Source organism: Enterobacter cloacae complex sp. R_G8 (genome assembly GCF_024599795.1).
GTDB lineage: Bacteria > Pseudomonadota > Gammaproteobacteria > Enterobacterales > Enterobacteriaceae > Enterobacter > Enterobacter dissolvens.
Window position 1 is genome coordinate 484,623 of sequence record NZ_CP102246.1, and the last position, 17,364, is coordinate 501,986.

At 57.2% G+C, this 17,364-nt stretch carries 18 protein-coding genes; 11 read left to right on the forward strand and 7 right to left on the reverse strand.

Annotation, left to right across the window (positions count from 1 at the left end):
* Positions 1 to 9: 9 nt before the first annotated feature.
* Together NQ842_RS02210 and NQ842_RS02215 are read right to left on the reverse strand one after the other, a co-directional pair.
* Positions 10 to 963 (reverse strand): NAD(P)-dependent oxidoreductase, encoded by a 954-nt coding sequence (locus NQ842_RS02210; protein ID WP_232943877.1) that lies wholly within the window; start codon positions 961 to 963, stop codon positions 10 to 12.
* Entirely contained in the window at positions 963 to 1,655 is a 693-nt protein-coding gene (locus tag NQ842_RS02215) for an RraA family protein (RefSeq protein ID WP_257256462.1), read from the reverse strand. The genes NQ842_RS02210 and NQ842_RS02215 overlap by 1 nt, the downstream gene beginning before the upstream one ends.
* Positions 1,656 to 1,824: 169 nt before the next feature.
* Here NQ842_RS02215 and NQ842_RS02220 point away from each other — a divergent pair, with 169 nt between their 5' ends.
* On the forward strand, positions 1,825 to 2,562 hold the full coding sequence (locus tag NQ842_RS02220) for an IclR family transcriptional regulator (RefSeq protein ID WP_014833635.1): 738 nt from the start codon (positions 1,825 to 1,827) through the stop codon (positions 2,560 to 2,562).
* A gap of 35 nt (positions 2,563 to 2,597) precedes the next feature.
* Here NQ842_RS02220 and NQ842_RS02225 read toward each other — a convergent pair whose 3' ends face one another.
* Positions 2,598 to 3,932 carry an MFS transporter gene (locus NQ842_RS02225; RefSeq protein WP_043951712.1) on the reverse strand — a complete coding sequence of 445 codons (1,335 nt, stop codon included), beginning with the start codon at positions 3,930 to 3,932 and terminating at the stop codon, positions 2,598 to 2,600.
* A gap of 331 nt (positions 3,933 to 4,263) precedes the next feature.
* On the opposite strand from NQ842_RS02225, the gene NQ842_RS02230 reads away from it, so the two are divergent.
* Positions 4,264 to 5,289: a TerC/Alx family metal homeostasis membrane protein gene (locus NQ842_RS02230; RefSeq protein ID WP_014833633.1), complete on the forward strand. Its 1,026-nt coding sequence runs from the start codon at positions 4,264 to 4,266 to the stop codon at positions 5,287 to 5,289.
* Between the two features lie 60 nt (positions 5,290 to 5,349).
* Here NQ842_RS02230 and NQ842_RS02235 read toward each other — a convergent pair whose 3' ends face one another.
* Entirely contained in the window at positions 5,350 to 6,012 is a 663-nt protein-coding gene (locus tag NQ842_RS02235) for an HAD family hydrolase (RefSeq protein WP_014833632.1), read from the reverse strand.
* Positions 6,013 to 6,252: 240 nt separating this feature from the next.
* Between NQ842_RS02235 and NQ842_RS02240 the strand changes: the two genes are divergently transcribed.
* Complete coding sequence (locus NQ842_RS02240) at positions 6,253 to 6,780, forward strand: NlpC/P60 family protein (protein WP_043951711.1); 528 nt, start codon at positions 6,253 to 6,255, stop codon at positions 6,778 to 6,780.
* Between the two features lie 4 nt (positions 6,781 to 6,784).
* Here the strand turns inward: NQ842_RS02240 and NQ842_RS02245 are convergent, their stop codons facing one another.
* Entirely contained in the window at positions 6,785 to 7,579 is a 795-nt protein-coding gene (locus NQ842_RS02245) for an SDR family NAD(P)-dependent oxidoreductase (RefSeq protein WP_046889492.1), read from the reverse strand.
* A gap of 32 nt (positions 7,580 to 7,611) precedes the next feature.
* Positions 7,612 to 8,493 (reverse strand): LysR family transcriptional regulator, encoded by an 882-nt coding sequence (locus NQ842_RS02250; RefSeq protein ID WP_047360458.1) that lies wholly within the window; start codon positions 8,491 to 8,493, stop codon positions 7,612 to 7,614.
* Between the two features lie 99 nt (positions 8,494 to 8,592).
* On the opposite strand from NQ842_RS02250, the gene NQ842_RS02255 reads away from it, so the two are divergent.
* The 8 genes from NQ842_RS02255 (at position 8,593) to arnF (ending at position 16,814) form a co-directional block, all read left to right on the forward strand.
* Complete coding sequence (locus tag NQ842_RS02255) at positions 8,593 to 9,099, forward strand: phenolic acid decarboxylase (protein WP_014833628.1); 507 nt, start codon at positions 8,593 to 8,595, stop codon at positions 9,097 to 9,099.
* Positions 9,100 to 9,423: 324 nt separating this feature from the next.
* Positions 9,424 to 10,563 carry a UDP-4-amino-4-deoxy-L-arabinose aminotransferase gene (gene arnB, locus NQ842_RS02260; RefSeq protein ID WP_046889491.1) on the forward strand — a complete coding sequence of 380 codons (1,140 nt, stop codon included), beginning with the start codon at positions 9,424 to 9,426 and terminating at the stop codon, positions 10,561 to 10,563.
* Position 10,564: 1 nt separating this feature from the next.
* Positions 10,565 to 11,548 (forward strand): undecaprenyl-phosphate 4-deoxy-4-formamido-L-arabinose transferase, encoded by a 984-nt coding sequence (gene arnC / locus NQ842_RS02265; RefSeq protein WP_046889490.1) that lies wholly within the window; start codon positions 10,565 to 10,567, stop codon positions 11,546 to 11,548.
* A complete protein-coding gene (gene arnA / locus NQ842_RS02270; RefSeq protein ID WP_063412037.1) occupies positions 11,545 to 13,527 on the forward strand; it encodes a bifunctional UDP-4-amino-4-deoxy-L-arabinose formyltransferase/UDP-glucuronic acid oxidase ArnA in 1,983 nt (660 codons plus the stop codon). Before arnC ends, arnA begins: the two co-directional genes overlap by 4 nt.
* Complete coding sequence (arnD, locus tag NQ842_RS02275) at positions 13,524 to 14,426, forward strand: 4-deoxy-4-formamido-L-arabinose-phosphoundecaprenol deformylase (RefSeq protein WP_163281443.1); 903 nt, start codon at positions 13,524 to 13,526, stop codon at positions 14,424 to 14,426. Before arnA ends, arnD begins: the two co-directional genes overlap by 4 nt.
* On the forward strand, positions 14,423 to 16,078 hold the full coding sequence (arnT, locus tag NQ842_RS02280; RefSeq protein WP_257256463.1) for a lipid IV(A) 4-amino-4-deoxy-L-arabinosyltransferase: 1,656 nt from the start codon (positions 14,423 to 14,425) through the stop codon (positions 16,076 to 16,078). The genes arnD and arnT overlap by 4 nt, the downstream gene beginning before the upstream one ends.
* Positions 16,075 to 16,413: a 4-amino-4-deoxy-L-arabinose-phosphoundecaprenol flippase subunit ArnE gene (arnE, locus tag NQ842_RS02285; protein WP_047360463.1), complete on the forward strand. Its 339-nt coding sequence runs from the start codon at positions 16,075 to 16,077 to the stop codon at positions 16,411 to 16,413. Before arnT ends, arnE begins: the two co-directional genes overlap by 4 nt.
* On the forward strand, positions 16,410 to 16,814 hold the full coding sequence (arnF, locus tag NQ842_RS02290; RefSeq protein WP_043951708.1) for a 4-amino-4-deoxy-L-arabinose-phosphoundecaprenol flippase subunit ArnF: 405 nt from the start codon (positions 16,410 to 16,412) through the stop codon (positions 16,812 to 16,814). Before arnE ends, arnF begins: the two co-directional genes overlap by 4 nt.
* Here arnF and acpT read toward each other — a convergent pair.
* Positions 16,747 to 17,364, reverse strand: a complete 618-nt coding sequence (gene acpT / locus NQ842_RS02295; RefSeq protein WP_014833620.1) for a 4'-phosphopantetheinyl transferase AcpT — start codon at positions 17,362 to 17,364, stop codon at positions 16,747 to 16,749. The genes arnF and acpT overlap by 68 nt on opposite strands.

Here is a 17,364-nt window from a genome sequence, read left to right on the forward strand (position 1 = left end):
CATTTTGGATTAGCGGCTCGCGGTAAGCGTTGTTTCTTCAGCTTCACGCACAACGTCTACAATATTGCTGGCCGCCACAGTACCCATTTTGATATACGACGCTGCGCTGACGCCGCCAATATGAGGGGAGATAATGACGTTCTCGACCCCCTGCCAGAGGTGCGGAGCGGTCAGGGGTTCGCTGGTAAAGCTGTCCAGCCCCGCGCTGTGCAAGGTTCGATTCTTTAGCGCCGCGAGCAATGAACGATCGTCAATCAAGCCGCCGCGTGCCGTATTCACCAGAATAGCGTTTCGCTTAACGTATGCGAGCGTCTCTGCATTGATCATGCCCCGATTTTCGTCGGTGAGCGGACAATGCAACGAAATCACATCGGAACGGGAAAGAAGGTCGGTCAGGGTGTCAGTGCGCTGGCACACGTCAGGCATTGTTTTAGCGAAGGGATCGTAAGCCAGAACCCGCATTCCGAAGACGTGCCCTATCTTCGCCACCCGTGAGCCAATCGCTCCCAGACCGATCAGTCCCAGCGTCAGCCCTTCCAGTTCAATAGATTTATGCGTGGCCTTATCCCAGTGGCCTTCGCGCAGTCGCGTGTCCAGAGATACCACCGATTTGGCGCAGGCGAGAATCAACGCCCAGGTGTGTTCAGCCACCGCCGCCGCGTTAGCTCCCGGTGCAGAGCGGACGGCGATATTACGCTCAGCCGCTGCCACCTGGTCTATCACATCGATCCCGCTTCCGTGCTTGGAAATAACCTGCAGGGCTGGTGCTGCATCCATGATTTTCGCGCTAATCTTGCCGTAACGTACCAGTATTGCCACCGGATTATGCTGTTCACACAGTGCAGTCAGCTCATCCTCCGTGGGCTGACGACCCGCAAACACCACCTCAAAGTCGTGCAATATCGCCATGGCTTGCTCTGCCAGGTCGCTCCCGGTTACCAGGACTACCTTCTTATTTGTCATTACAGCGTTTCCCCGTCTGCCAGCATGCCCGCCTTACGCAGCGCGTCATTGAGCCAGTGTGGGCGTAAATCGCCCTCACGGATAGCAGCAAGACGTTTGGTCTCCATCTCGAGCTTCTCTTTTGCCAGACGGATTATCTGCTTAACGTCCTCGCGTGGGATCACCACCACGCCGTCGATATCGGCCACGACCAAATCTCCGGCCTGCACTGTCGCCCCGGCAACGGAAATGGGATGGTTCACCCGGCCAGAAATGGACTTTGTCGGGCCGCAGGGATTCAGACCCGCAGAGAAAACGGGATAGTTACCCTTGCTCAGTGTGTCGGCGTCACGCACCGCTCCGTCGATAATGATCCCTGCAATACCGCTCGCCTGAGCCTGGGTTGCCATGATTTCACCCATTAGCGCGCAGCTCAGATCGCCTTTGCCATCGACGACCAGCACATCGCCGGGCTGGGCAACGGCCATCGCGGCATGAATGGCCAGATTATCCCCGGGACGCACCTCAACGGTAACTGCCGGACCCGCAACGGCCATGTGCGATGCCAACGGTTTGATTCGTCCATGCAGCGTACCGCGGCGCCCGGCGACATCCGCCAGTATGGCAGCCTGATATTCGGCGGCCTGGCGGACCTCTTCAGCTGAAACGCGTTCGAACTGGCGATTGATCAATGATTTTTCAGAAACGGACATGACGCTCTCCATATTGTTTTACTGTGTACAATGCAGGTGTACAATACAAAACAACTATAGCGGTGTTGCTTTCCTTTTAGCCAGACCTGAGAAGGGGTTTGTGATGTAAACACGAAGTGACTCACAAAATTTGAGGTACACTCTCTGCCGGGCTGAAAAGGAGATAATGATGGGGAATGAAGGCGTTGTAGCGGTTGAAAAAGCGCTGGCTTTACTGGATTGCTTCCGTCCTGGCGATGAAAGCCTGACGTTAACCGCCCTGGCGCAGCTATCGGGTTACCACAAAACCACGGTTTACCGCTTAATGAACTCTCTTGAACGGATGAACTATGTCGTCAGGCATGATGACGGCAATTATGCGCTTGGCCCTCGTCTGCTTTATCTCGGTAAGCTGTATGAACAGTCTTTCCATCTTTCCCGGGTGGTTCAGCCGGAACTTCAGGCCTTGTCTCTGGCTTCCCAGGAGAGCGCCAGCTGGTATGTATTAGAAGGCGGGCAACGTCTGTGCCTGTTTAGGGCAGAAGCGTCACATGGGCTCCGTCACAGCAATCTCCCCGGCACCCAGTTCCCGCTGGACGATTCTGCTATCAGTAAGGTTCTACGCCATTGGGGCCTCAATGAGCCCCTGCCGGGCGGTGAGCCTGCGCTTCCGCTCTACACGGCAGGTGCCCGCGATCCCCATACCGCTGCGTTTGCGATGCCCGTCTTCGGCGTTCATGACAAACTGATTGCGGCGCTGGCACTGACCGGTCCCATCTCACGACTGACGGAAGATCGCAGGGAGCAAGGTATTCGTCAGTTGATGCACGACACCGCCAGCCGCCTGTCACAGAAAATGGGGGCCAGTAAGCCCTTCTGTCAGCAGTTCTACGGGGAAACGAGCGACACAGCGGAAGAAAACCGTTAACGAAAAGCGGGACACGCGTCCCGCTTTTGTCATTGCTAATGCGTGACCTGATTTTCGTGTAGCTGAGCGTTACGGGCCTGTCGTCCCATAATGAGTACTGCGATACCTCCCGCCACACACAGCGCCGCCAGCGGAAGCATCGCCAGCGTGTAGCTGCCCGTCCGCTCATTAATAATACCGTATGCATTGACCATGACCGCGCCGCCGATCAGGTTAGCAATAGCGCCAATTGCGGCGAGTCCTGCAGCCGCCGAGGTACTGCTCATCCAGCCGGACGCCAGCGCCCAGAAAGGCCCTTTCATTGAATAAGCGCCGATGAGCATGATGCTGAGAATAACAATGGTGGCAGCAAGGGAGACGCTGACAAATGCGGCAAATACGCCTGCGGCAATCATGAAAAGCGTCAGCGCAGTATGCCAGCGGCGTTCGTTGGTTCGGTCAGAACTTCGTCCCCATACAATCATGAGTACGGATGCCAGACCGTACGGGATGGCGTTGAACAGGCCTGTCTCAAGATTATTGAGATGGAAGGATTTCAGCAGTTGAGGAGACCATACGCTGATGGTGGTGCCAGCAGACGATGCGCCAGCGTAAATCAGCGCCAGCAGCCAGATTTGGCGATGTTTCAATAACTGCCACGTCGTTTGATGTCCAATATTCTTTTGCTGATTGCGCTCGTTTTCCAGCGTGGTTTCCAGCCATTGCTTTTGTTCACTGCTGAGCCAGTTCGCCTGATGAGGGCGATCGCGGAGAATAAACCAGGCGGCAATGCCGAGCAGTACGGCGGGCAAACCTTCAATGATAAACAGCAGGTGCCAGCCACGCAGACCCAGCCAGCCGTCCATCGACAGTATCAACCCGGAAAGCGGGGAGCCGATGAAGTTGGCGAGTGGGATGGCGACCATAAAGGAGGCAATAATGCGTGCGCGATAGCGGGAAGGGATCCACCAGGTCAGATAAAGCACGACGCCAGGGAAGAAGCCCGCCTCTGCGGCGCCGAGAAGAAAACGGACGATATAGAGCGACGTGGTGTTCTGAACCAGCGACATACACATGGACACAATGCCCCAGCTAATCATAATGCGCGGGATCCACAGTCGTGCGCCGACTTTTTGCATCGCCAGGTTGCTTGGCACTTCAAACAAAAAATAGGCCACAAAGTAGAGACTGCTGGCGAAACCAAATGCCGCTTTGCTGAGACCGAGATCCTCATTCATCTGCAGCGATGCCATGCCGATGTTCCCGCGATCGATAATGGAGATCAGATAGCTGACGATGAGAAACGGCAGGATACGCCAGATGACCTTCCGCATCGTCTCCTTTTCTATCCCCTCACTGGTGGTAGCGCCATAACGCGTTTGTTCTGTCATTGTGTCCTCGCAGGGTCTGTTCTTGGTTTTATCAGGTACAACTCAGTTTTATTTAACAAAACCACTATAGCGACGTTGCGTTATTTTTATCCAGTGAATGGAAGGTTTAAATTATGTAAATAAGAGGTGACTCACATATCAGGCGCGTTACGCAAAGCGCCTAAACGGCAGATGCGTCACCCCACATTGTGAGGTAAAGTACACGCCTTGCGCAGCCACAGAGCTGCGGTTTGAAGGGGGGGAACCGGTGTAAAACCGTTCCATCTTTTTCTCTGCTGGCATATGCCAGTCTGCATGGTTTTTGTGTTTTGCCTCTAAAAAAGGGTTGTGTATGTCTGCTGCTCATCTCGGTTTCCCGACGGAAACCGTTGTTGTCTTTGTGGTGATGGCTGTTGGGGCGATGTTTATCGACCTCTTCATGCACCGTCACGATAAGCCTGTCTCGCTGAAAAGTGCCGCGATGTGGTCCGTTTTCTGGTTCTCGATGGCGATGGCGTTTGCCGGGTTCCTGTATGTTCATCACGGCGCCGAGATGGCGAGCCTGTTCCTCACCGGCTATGCGCTGGAAGAGGTGCTCTCGGTCGATAACCTGTTTGTGATGATGGCGATTTTCGCCTGGTTCGGTGTACCAGATAAGTACCGTCACCGCGTGCTTTACTGGGGCGTACTGGGGGCCATTGTCTTCCGCGGTATCTTCGTGGCCATTGGGACCAGCCTGCTGAGTCTGGGGCCGTACGTGGAGGTTATTTTCGCGCTGGTTGTTGGCTGGACGGCGGTGATGATGCTCAGGCGCAACGAAGAGAGCGACGAGGTTGAAGATTACTCCGGGCATCTGGCCTATCGGCTGGTGAAGCGTTTTTATCCTGTCTGGCCGAAAATCAGCAGCCACGCCTTCATTCTGACGCAGAAAGAGGTGGATGCGGAGCTGGAAAAACCGGAAAACCAGGACGTGATGGTTGGGCGCGTCAAAAAAGCGAAGCGTTACGCGACGCCATTATTGCTTTGCGTGGCGGTCGTGGAGTTGTCCGATGTGATGTTCGCGTTTGACTCCGTACCGGCCATTATCGCCGTCAGCCGCGAGCCGCTGATTATCTACAGCGCCATGATGTTTGCCATCCTCGGCCTGCGTACGCTCTATTTCGTACTGGAAGCGCTGAAGCAATATCTGGTTCATCTGGAGAAAGCGGTGGTCCTGCTGCTGTTCTTCGTGGCGTTCAAGCTCGGTTTGAATGCGACGGACCACTTCTGGCACCACGGCTACAGCATTGGCGCGACGACCAGTCTGTTCGTGGTATTAGGCGTGCTGGCGCTGGGGATTATTGCGAGCGTGATGTTCCCTGGGAAACGTGAGGCCTGATGCACCGCTCTTCTCCCTCTCCCTGTGGGAGAGGGCCGGGGTGAGGGCACCAGACCGCACCTAACCCTTAATCGGTGAGTTGCGGCGCTTGCGCGGATGATGGAAGTGCCGCCAGTGTGGATCCTGCGCAGCCGCCAGCAGTTCATGGTCGCCACGCGTATCACCCCAGGCGCGCAGGTGGTACGCGTTCAGATTGCCATACACCTTTTCCAGTCTGGCAACTTTCTGGGCGCAGCGGCAGTTGTTGCCGGTAATGCGCCCGGTCAGCTTGCCGTTTTTCACTTCCAGTTGCGTGCCAATCAGCTTGATGCCGAGTTTGTCAGCCCACGGCTGGAGCACCAGAGCAGGAGAGGCGGAGCAGATCGTCACTTCCGCACCGGAGTTCACTTCAGCCGCCACCGCCAGCACCCCTTCGGGGCGCATCAGCTTGTCCCAGTATTTTTCGCAAAACGCTTCCGCCTGCTGTCGTAGCCAGTGCTCATCCACGCCCGTCAGGAAGGTCTTAATCAGTACCTCTTTCAGCTCATCGCGCGTTAGCTTGCGGCGCACGCAGTGCAGCGTCGGTAGCGCCATACGCACCAGACGGCCTGCGAAATAACGTTTGCCGAAGGCAAAACGCAGGAAAGGGATGAAGCTGTCGTGGTGCGTTAACGTTCCATCAAAGTCGAAGACTGAGAGCACGTTGGATTTGGCCACGGCCTCGTCGGCAATCATATTGGTCATAAATACGTCTTAGCTGAAATACACATTCTGCTCATTAGTTTACCTGCTTTGGCGCCACAGTCCTTAAACCATGCGCTTTTTTTTCTCATTCTTGCGACCCAACCGAGGAGTCCAAAAACAGACCCGATAAAGATTGGGTAAAAAGTGAGCTGTCGATATTATCGCCGCATCGAAAGATATTTGGGAGGAACGTTGGCCTCCACCGGTAAGGAAAAATTCACTCACTTTTTCTCTCTTGATATGACGTTCAGATCGCTTATTTCAATACTTTCGTTAAGTTTTGCCTCGTTTTCCGCGTTCAGTTTTCAACTGCCCGCATCCATGCTATCGATGAACCACGACCTCGCGGGAACGCCGGCGAAATCGGCGCTGCTTCACCCGCAAGCGGCTCCGTTGCGCTCACGTATTCTTGACCAGTATCAGAAATGGAAAGGCACGCACTATCAGTGGGGCGGCTCCACGCATCGCGGGGTGGACTGTTCCGCGCTGATGCAACATCTGTTCAGCGATGCCGCACATCTCAGTCTGCCGCGTACGACAAGCGAGCAGATCCATCGTGGCGTGAAGGTGGCACAGTACCGGCTTCGGGCCGGGGATCTGGTGTTCTTCCGGACCGGCCCGAACCAAAAGCACGTGGGCGTCTATATTGGCGGTAGCCAGTTTATTCATGCCTCAAGCAGTCAGGGCGTGACGGTGTCCACCCTGAACGATAGCTACTGGCAGGCGCGCTATATTACTGCCCGCCGGGTTGCAGGCAGTGAGACCTGACGACTCAGATAATGTCGTCCACCACGCCACCGTCGACGCGTAACGCCGCGCCCGAGGTGGCGGAGGCCTGCGCTGAGCAGACATACACCACCATATTGGCCACCTCTTCAACCGTGGCCGCACGCTGGATCACCGAGCTGGGGCGGTTGGCCATCACAAACTCTTTTGCCAGCTGTTCCAGCGACTTACCGGTTTTTTCGATCTCGTCTTTCATCATCTCCGCGAATCCGTCAGATATCGTCGGCCCCGGCAATACGCTGTTGACCGTCACGCCGCTGCCCGCCACGAACTTCGCCAGTCCGCGCGCCAGCGAGAGCTGCGCCGTTTTGGTCACGCCGTAGTGGATCATGTCCGCCGGGATATTGCAGGCCGACTCGGAGGAGATAAATACCACGCGGCCCCAGCCTTTCTGCACCATGCCGGGCAGCAGCGCGCGTGAGAGACGCACGCCGGACATCACGTTGGTCTGCCAGTAACGCTCCCAGGTGTCATCGTCGGTGGCGTAAAAATCCTGCGGCCCGTAAATCCCGGCATTGTTGACCAGAATGTCGACGTTGCTCGCCACCTTCAGCAGCGACTCGACCCCTTCCGGCGTGCTGAGATCGGCTATCGCGGCACGCACCTGCACGCCCGGCACCACCTGCTGCAGCTGCTGAATACCTTTATTCACCGACTCCGTACTGCGGCCATTGACGATCACTTCCGCACCGCTTTCGGCCAGCCCTCTGGCAATGGCGAAGCCGATCCCGCCGGTGGAGGCAGTAACCAGCGCCACTTTTCCCGTAAAGTCGATTTTCATCCTCTGCTCCTTATCGTTTTAACGTTTGGACCTTAAAGCGTAGCAGGTGACGATGACGGCTCCTGGCTAAAAAGGCGCAACAGGGTCTCAACCTGTTCGTCCAGCGGGTTAAGGGAGCGCTTAACGATCAGGTGCAGCGGCGTGGCCCGACGCACGCCGTGACTGAGCGGCAGCATCTTCAGCACCCCTTGATCCAGCTGAGCCTGAATGCGCTCCTCCGGCAGCCAGCCGTAACCCACCTGCGACATCACCGCCTCAATGGCGGCGTCAATGGTGGAGAAGGTCCATGAGCCTCCGGCAGCGCGCGCGGAAGAGTGGTTGTCTGCAATCTGGATCAGCGGCCACGGGCGGAGCATGTCGTCATTGAGCGGTGCGTCGAGCTGAAAGAGGGGATGCTGGTGATGGGCCACGGCGACAAAGTCGATATTCATCAGCCATTCGCCCAGCCCGGTAATATCCTGGCGGCGGGTGAGGATCATCACATCGGCTTCATCGTTAATGGCATCGGCGCGGGTATTTTCCAGCACTTCGGTGAGGCGCACCTGCGTTTGCGGGTACTGCTGCTGGAACTGACGCAGGATGGCGAACAGACGCCGGCGGGGGAAGATATTGTCCACCACCAGATCCAGTCGCGTGCGCATTCCGTTGCGCAGGGTAGCCGCCCGCGTCTCAACGTAGGCAAAGGCTTTCAGCAGCGGTTTGACCTGGTTGAGAAGCAGTTCCCCGGCAGGGGTCAACACCGCCCGGCGCCCTTCCTGCACCAGAAGCGCCACCCCCAGCCGTTCCTGCAACAGCGACAGGTTATAGCTGACGGAAGACTGGCTGCGGTGCGTCTCTTCCGCTGCTCTGGCAAAACTGCCCGCGTCCACCACTCTCTCCAGCAAAGACCATTGTTCGAGCGTCGTCTTGTGCATAATTAATCTAAAATTTGGATGAATTTGATTCAAACATAGCGTTATTCATTCATTTTTTGAAGGGGTACGATCGTCTCATCAAAACAAAGGAGACATCTTATGAGCACCTTCGACAAACATGACTTAAGCGGCTTCATCGGCAAACATCTGGTTTATACCTACGATAACGGCTGGAACTACGAGATTTATATCAAGAATGAAAAGACCATCGACTACCGTATTCACAGCGGTCTGGTGGGTAATCGTTGGGTAAAAGATCAGCGGGTATACATTGTTCGCGTAGGTGAGAGTATTTATAAAATCTCCTGGACCGAACCCACCGGCACCGATGTTAGCCTGATTGTGAACCTGGGCGACAAACTGTTCCATGGCACCATCTTCTTCCCACGTTGGGTCATGAACAACCCGGAAAAAACCGTCTGTTTCCAGAACGATCACATTCCGCTGATGAACAGCTATCGCGATGCGGGCCCGGCCTATCCAACGGAAGTGATTGATGAGTTTGCCACTATTACCTTTGTGCGCGACTGCGGAGCCAACGATGACAGCGTAATTGCGTGTGCTGCCAGTGAATTGCCAAAAGACTTCCCGAATAATTTAAAATAAGCGCGACAATTAACTAAAAAGAAAAGTTCCCGGTTGTTTCTGCTTTTACAGAAATAACCGGGATTTTTTTTGTTTGTTGAGGGTTGGTTTAAACGTTACATTTTGCAAAAATTGAATGTGATCACAAAATAAAAAATTCATAATTATGTAACCTCTTGTTTATAAAGTTAATTAAATACACTCCTTAACACTTTAAATACGCATCTTAATTTTTCCCTAAGAAATGCGCGTTACCTTGATATGAGTTTATGAACCGTTGAAATAAACGAACCGGTAATTGGTTAATATCAAAAGCGTGCCATTCTTATTGCAAGGAAATTAATGATGAGCGATTTTTTGCCTTTTTCCCGCCCGTCCATGGGCAATGAGGAAATAACGGCGTTGCAGGAGGTATTAACCTCTGGCTGGATCACGACCGGGCCGAAAAATCAGGCGCTTGAAGAGGCATTCTGCCAACTGACCGGGAATCACCACGCCATTGCCGTCAGTTCGGCCACCGCCGGGATGCACGTCACCCTGATGGCGCTGGGTATTGGCCCTGGCGATGAAGTAATTACCCCCTCCCTGACCTGGGTCTCCACGCTGAATATGATTGTTCTGCTGGGAGCAACCCCGGTGATGATCGATGTGGACAAAGACACGCTGATGGTCACCCCGGACGCGGTTGAGGCCGCCATAACGCCGCGCACCAAAGCCATTATCCCGGTGCATTACGCCGGCGCGCCATGTGACATCGACGCCATTCGCGCCGTGGGGGAGCGTCACGGTATTCCGGTGATTGAAGATGCGGCACACGCTGCGGGCACGTACTACAAAGATCGCCACGTGGGCTGGCAGGGCACGGCAATTTTCTCCTTCCACGCCATTAAAAACATGACCTGCGCCGAGGGCGGTCTGGTGGTGACGGATGACGAACAGCTGGCACAAAAAATCCGCAGCCTGAAATTCCACGGTCTGGGCGTCGATGCCTATGACCGCCAGACCCACGGCCGCGCGCCGCAGGCCGAGGTGATCGCGCCTGGTTTTAAATACAACCTCGCGGACATCAACGCCGCGCTGGCGCTGGTGCAGTTGGGCAAACTGAAACAGGCCAACAAACGCCGTCAGGACATCGCCGAACGCTACCTGCGCGAGCTGGCCGACACGCCGTTCCAGCCGCTAACGCTTCCGTCATGGCCGCATGTGCACGCCTGGCATCTGTTTATTATCCGCGTGGATGAAGCCCGCTGCGGGATCTCCCGCGACAACCTGATGGCGGCCCTGAAAGAGCAGGGCATCGGCACTGGCCTGCATTTCCGCGCGGCACACACGCAAAAATACTACCGCGAGCGTTTTCCTGATGTATCGCTCCTGCATTCTGAATGGAACAGCGCGCGTATTTGTTCTCTCCCACTTTTCCCGGACATGACTCATGACGACACAACCCGCGTCATTACCGCGCTCCATCAGCTTGCAGGACATTGATATGTTCAGTGCACCGCCTGTACAAAAAGTTTCTGTGGTGATCCCGGTTTATAACGAGCAGGAGAGCCTGCCCGAATTGATCCGCCGCACCACCGCCGCCTGTGAGACGCTGGGCAAAGCCTATGAAATCCTGCTGGTGGATGATGGCAGCAGCGATAACTCCGCCCTGATGTTGACCGAGGCTGCGCAGGCCGAAGGCAGCCATGTCGTTGCGGTGCTGCTTAACCGCAACTACGGCCAGCACTCGGCCATTATGGCCGGGTTCAGCCACGTGACGGGCGATCTGGTCATCACCCTGGATGCCGATCTGCAAAACCCGCCGGAGGAGATCCCCCGGCTGGTCGCCAAAGCCGATGAAGGGTACGACGTGGTGGGTACGGTACGGCAGAATCGTCAGGATAGCCTGTTCCGCAAGCTGGCTTCCCGCACCATCAACCGCCTGATCCAGCGCACCACCGGCAAAGCGATGGGCGATTACGGCTGCATGCTGCGCGCCTATCGCCGCCATATTGTCGACGCCATGCTGCACTGCCATGAACGCAGCACCTTCATTCCGATTCTGGCGAATACCTTTGCCCGTAAGGCGACGGAGATCCCGGTGCTGCACGCCGAGCGTGAGCACGGGGAATCGAAGTACAGCTTTATGCGTCTTATCAACCTGATGTACGACCTCATCACCTGCCTGACCACCACGCCGCTGCGCCTGCTGAGCGTCTTCGGCAGCATTATCGCGCTGGCCGGGTTTGCGCTTTCCGTTTTGCTGGTCGTCCTGCGTCTGGTCTTTGGCCCCCAGTGGGCGGCGGAAGGGGTCTTCATGCTCTTTGCCGTGCTGTTCATGTTCATCGGCGCCCAGTTTGTCGGGATGGGGCTGCTCGGTGAGTACATTGGCCGTATCTATAACGATGTTCGCGCACGTCCGCGCTACTTTATTCAACGTGTTGTCCGCCAGGAACACAAAGTCTCTCAAGAGGAAAAACACCCATGAAAGCTGTTGTCTTTGCCTATCACGATATGGGGTGCGCGGGCCTGCTTGCCCTGCTTGAAGCGGGTTATGATATCGCTGCCATCTTCACGCATCCGGATGCCGCGGGAGAGAATAATTTCTTTGGCTCCGTGGCGCGTATTGCCGCCGAGCGCGGCATTCCGGTCTACGCGCCGGACGATATCAACCACCCGCTGTGGGTGGATCGCATTCGCGCCCTCGCGCCGGATGTCATCTTCTCGTTCTACTACCGCAATTTGATCTGTGACGAGATCTTAAGCCTGGCGAAAACAGGGGCATTTAACCTTCACGGCTCGCTGCTGCCCGCCTACCGTGGCCGCGCGCCGCTGAACTGGGTGCTGGTGAATGGTGAAACTGAAACCGGTGTGACCCTGCACCGCATGGTGCACCGCGCGGATGCGGGTGCCATCATTGCGCAGCAGCGTGTGGCCATCGGCGCGGATGAGACGGCGCTGCAGCTTCATCAGAAACTCTGCTCGGTGGCGCAAAGCTTGCTGCGCGATGCACTGCCGACCATCCTGAACGGCACCTTCAGCGAGACCGCTCAGGACGAGAGCAAGGCGAGTTGTTTTGGCCGCCGCACGCCGGAAGACGGCCGTCTGGACTGGAACAAGCCCGCCCGCCAGCTGCACAACCTGGTGCGCGCAGTGACCGACCCCTGGCCGGGGGCGTATAGCTTTGCCGGCGTCAGCAAATTCATCGTCTGGAAATCCAACGTGCGCGATGACGTCCCGGTCGCGAAACCGGGCACCATCGTCTCTGTCTCTCCGCTGATTGTCAGCTGCGGCGAGCAGGCGCTGGAGATCGTGACCGGTCAGACCGACAACGGCGTTTATGTTCAGGGCGCGCAGCTGGCGCAGTCTCTGGGGCTGGTTCCCGGCGCCTTGATCACCAGCGCCCCGGTGGTGGCAATTAAGCGCCGCACCCGCGTGTTGATCCTCGGTGTGAACGGTTTTATTGGTAACCACCTGACCGAGCGTCTGCTGAAAGACGATAACTACGAAATTTATGGCCTCGACATTGGCTCCGATGCCATCAGCCGTTTCCTTGACTGCCCGCGTTTCCATTTCGTGGAAGGGGATATCAGCATTCACTCCGAGTGGATTGAGTACCACATCAAAAAATGCGACGTGGTGCTGCCGCTGGTCGCCATTGCCACGCCGATTGAGTACACCCGCAACCCGCTGCGCGTATTCGAGCTGGACTTTGAAGAGAACCTGAAGATTATCCGCGACTGCGTGAAATACGATAAGCGCATCATCTTCCCGTCCACCTCCGAAGTGTACGGCATGTGTACCGATAAAAACTTCGATGAAGATACCTCTAACCTGGTGGTCGGGCCGATCAACAAGCAGCGCTGGATTTACTCCGTCTCCAAACAGCTGCTGGACCGCGTGATTTGGGCCTACGGCGAGAAAGAAGGGCTGCGTTTTACCCTGTTCCGGCCGTTTAACTGGATGGGGCCACGTCTGGATAACCTGAACGCGGCGCGCATTGGCAGCTCCCGCGCCATTACCCAGCTGATCCTGAACCTGGTGGAAGGCTCGCCCATTAAGCTCATTGAAGGTGGTAAACAAAAACGCTGCTTCACCGACATCAGCGACGGCATCGAAGCCCTGTTCCGCATCATCGAAAACAAGGATGGACGCTGCAACGGGGAGATTATCAACATTGGCAACCCGGATAACGAAGCGAGCATTCGTGAACTGGCCGAAATGCTGTTGGCCAGCTTTGAGCGCCATCCGCTGCGTAACCAGTTCCCGCCGTTTGCAGGATTCCGCGAAGTGGAAAGCAGCAGCTACTATGGCAAAGGCTACCAGGACGTTGAGCACCGCAAACCGAGCATTCGCAATGCGAAGCGCTGCCTGAACTGGACGCCAACGGTGAAGATGGAGCAGACCATTGATGAGACGCTCGATTTCTTCCTGCGCACCGTGGAGCTGTCGGAACAGGCCTCATGAAAAAAGTCGGTTTACGCATTGATGTCGATACCTTCAGGGGAACGCGTGACGGCGTTCCCGGACTGCTGACGCTGCTGAGCAAGCACGATGTGCGTGCCAGCATCTTTTTCAGCGTGGGGCCAGACAACATGGGACGTCATTTATGGCGTCTGGTTAAACCGGCATTTCTGTTCAAAATGCTGCGCTCGCGCGCAGCATCGCTCTACGGCTGGGATATTTTGCTGGCCGGTACCGCATGGCCCGGCAGGCGTATCGGCGCGGGTAACGACGCCATCATCCGTGAAGCGGCGCAGCACCATGAGGTCGGCCTGCATGCCTGGGATCACCATGCCTGGCAGGCCTGGGCGGGCGTCTGGGATATTCCTCGCCTGGCCCGGGAAATCGAGCGTGGTCTGCGGGAGCTGGAGGCCATTATCGGTCAACCGGTGCGCTGCTCCGCCGTGGCGGGATGGCGTGCGGATCAACGCGTCGTGAAAGCCAAAGAGACGTTCGCGTTTCGCTACAACAGCGATTGCCGGGGTAGCGGACCGTTTTTACCGCAGCTCGGTGAAAACCGCGTTGGCACGGTGCAAATCCCGGTCACGCTTCCCACCTGGGATGAAGTGGTGGGGCGCGAGGTGACCGCCGACGGCTTCAACCGCTACATTCTGGACTGCATGCATCGCGACACCGGCACCCCGGTCTACACCATCCACGCCGAGGTGGAGGGGATTGCGTATCAGCATGATTTCGATGCGCTGTTGACGCTGGCGGCGCAGGAGGGGATTCAGTTCTGCCCGTTGATCGACCTGCTGCCAGACGATCTCAGTACGCTGCCCGTCGGCAAAATTGTGCGTAATGACATGGCTGGCCGGGAAGGCTGGCTTGGCTATCAACAAACCGTGAGTCCGGTACCATGAAAGTCGCCCGTTATGGCTTAGTGCTGTTCGCCCTGTTTATTGTTTACTACCTCATTCCGGTTGATATCCGTCTGTTATGGCAGCCTGATGAAACGCGCTATGCGGAAATCAGCCGTGAAATGCTCGCCTCCGGCGACTGGATTGTGCCCCATTTTCTGGGGCTGCGTTACTTTGAAAAGCCGATTGCCGGTTACTGGGTCAACAGCCTCGGGCAACTGCTGTTTGGCCACACGAACTTTGCCGTGCGCGCCGGGGCCATTTTTTCCACCGGCCTGACGGCGCTGCTGGTCATCTGGATGGCCCGGCAACTCTGGCGTGATAAACGCGTTGCCCTGTTCTCCGGCCTGATCTTCCTGACGCTGTTTCTGGTGTATGGCATTGGCACCTATGCCGTGCTCGATCCCATCATCACCCTGTGGCTGGTGGCGGCGATGTGCAGTTTCTGGCTGGCCTCGCAGGCGCACACCCTGGCTGGCAAAGCGGGGGGCTACATATTGCTGGGGCTGGCCTGCGGTATGGGGGTGATGACCAAAGGTTTCCTCGCCCTGGCGGTGCCGGTTCTTGGCGTCCTGCCGTGGGTGATAGCCCAAAAGCGCTGGAAAGAGGTGCTGATTTTTGGCGGGCTCGCTATCCTGAGCTGCGTGCTCATTGTCCTGCCCTGGGGGCTGGCGATTGCCCGGCGTGAACCCGATTTCTGGCGCTACTTCTTCTGGGTTGAACACATTCAGCGTTTCGCCCAAAGCGACGCCCAGCACAAAGCCCCGTTCTGGTATTACCTGCCATTCCTGGTCGCGGGCTGCCTGCCGTGGCTGGCGCTGTTGCCCGGTGCGCTACGTCTGGGCTGGCGTGAAAAACATCCTGCAGGCGGCGGACTTTATCTGCTCGGATGGGTGGTGATGCCATTTTTGTTCTTCAGCATCGCCAAAGGTAAGCTGCCGACCTACATCCTGCCGTGTTTTGCCCCGCTGGCGATCCTGATGGCGCGCTATGCCTGCCTTGCGGCGGAAAAAGGTGCCAGGGCGTTACGCATTAACGGCGGGATTAACCTGGCGTTTGGCGTCATCGGCGTGGTGGCGGCGCTGGTGGTCTCTCCGTGGGGGCTGGCTAAGCATCCGGTCTGGACGTCGGTCGAACTGTATAAAGTCTTCTGCGCGGTGGTGGCCTTCCTCGTCTGGGCCGTGGTGGGCTGGTTTAGCTTCAGACGGAGCCAGCAACGCTGGTGGCTGGCGGCGCTGTGCCCTGCCGGGCTGGCGTTGCTGATTGGCTTTGCCATTCCCAACCTGGTGGTGGATTCCAAACAGCCGCAGTCGCTGGTGGATACCGTGCGCGACCCGCTCCAGCAGAGCCGGTTCGTGCTGGCCGATAACGTCGGCGTGGCGGCAGGGCTGGCGTGGGAGCTGAAGCGTAACGACATCATCCTGTTTGGTCAGAGCGGTGAGCTGCGCTACGGGCTGGATTACCCGGATGTGAAAGACCGCTTTATCAATAAAGATGACTTTGCGCAGTGGCTGGCGACGCATCGCCAGCAGGGGAGCGTGTCGCTGGTGATCCTGCTGTCGAAGAACGACGATCTGAAACGAGCCAACCTGCCAGCGCCTGACCACCTGTATATCCAGGGGCGGCTGGCTTACCTGCAGTATCTTCCGCAATGATGACCTGGTGGTGGCTGGTGCTGGCAAGTTTGCTGACCTGCGCGGGACAGCTCTGCCAGAAGCAGGCGACCCGTCCGGCGACAACCGGGCGGCGTGGCGTGCATATTATGCTGTGGATGGGGCTCGCCTTGCTGGCGCTGGGCTGCGGCATGCTGGTCTGGCTGGGGGTGTTGCAGCGTCTTCCCGTCGGGGTGGCCTATCCGATGCTGAGCCTCAATTTTGTCTGGGTGACACTGGCGGCGAAGGGACTCTGGCATGAAAAGGTAGCCTGGCATCACTGGCTGGGCGTGGGGTTGATCATCACCGGGATAGTGTTGCTGGGAGGAAGCCTGTGAAAGGGGTGTTCTGGGCCTTATGCAGCGTGGTGTTAGTCAGCGTGGCGCAGCTGCTGCTGCGCAGTGCCATGCAGGCGCTTCCGCCCGTCGGCGAGGCGTTGGCATTTTTCAGGGCCCTCTGGCATTTCTCGTCCGGTACCGCCGCGCTACTGCTGGGGCTGATGGGCTATGTGGCCTCTATGGGCTGCTGGTATCTGGCGCTGCATCGCATGGCACTCAGCAAAGCGTATGCCTTGCTGAGCCTCAGTTATATTCTGGTGTGGGGCGCGGCGATCCTGCTGCCCGGCTGGGGCGAGTCGTTCTCGTGGCAGGGGCTGGCGGGCGTCGGGTTGATTATGCTGGGCGTGCTGGTGATATTTCTGCCCCGGACATCGGGTGGTGAAAAATCGCCCCGGGGGTAAGGGTAAACGGGGTGGGCGTGCAGACGGCGAGACTCAGCGAGCCAAACTGAAGCTGGCTGACCGAGTGGGTCTGTGAGGTGCTGTCGATGCTGACAATCTGCCAGGCGCTGCCGCCTCGCTGCTTCACAATCGCCTCCTTACGCGTCCAGATCCCCCAGAACGCGGAGAGCTTCGCCTCCTGCGCTTCGCGTTCCAGCTCTGCATGTTCCGCCACGCTGAACACCGCGTTCGCCAGTGCCTGCCAGTTTTCACGCGGGCGTATCACTTCGATATCGCAGCCTACTTCACCTTCATCGCTCACCAGCAGGGCAATGTCGTCCCCGCTGTGGCTCAGGTTAAACCAGAGCCGATGATCTTTCGCAAAGGCGGGTTTCCCCTGTTCACCGTACACGATATCGGGCAGCGGAGACGGGGACAATGCCCGGGCGAGCAGCGTCCTGCCTGCCAGCCAGGAACGGTGTCGCGCACCCTGAGGTGCCATATCTGCGAGCGTTGACGCCAGCGGGTCCGCGCTAAGGGTGGAGATTTTTCCCAGTATAAACTGGTACAT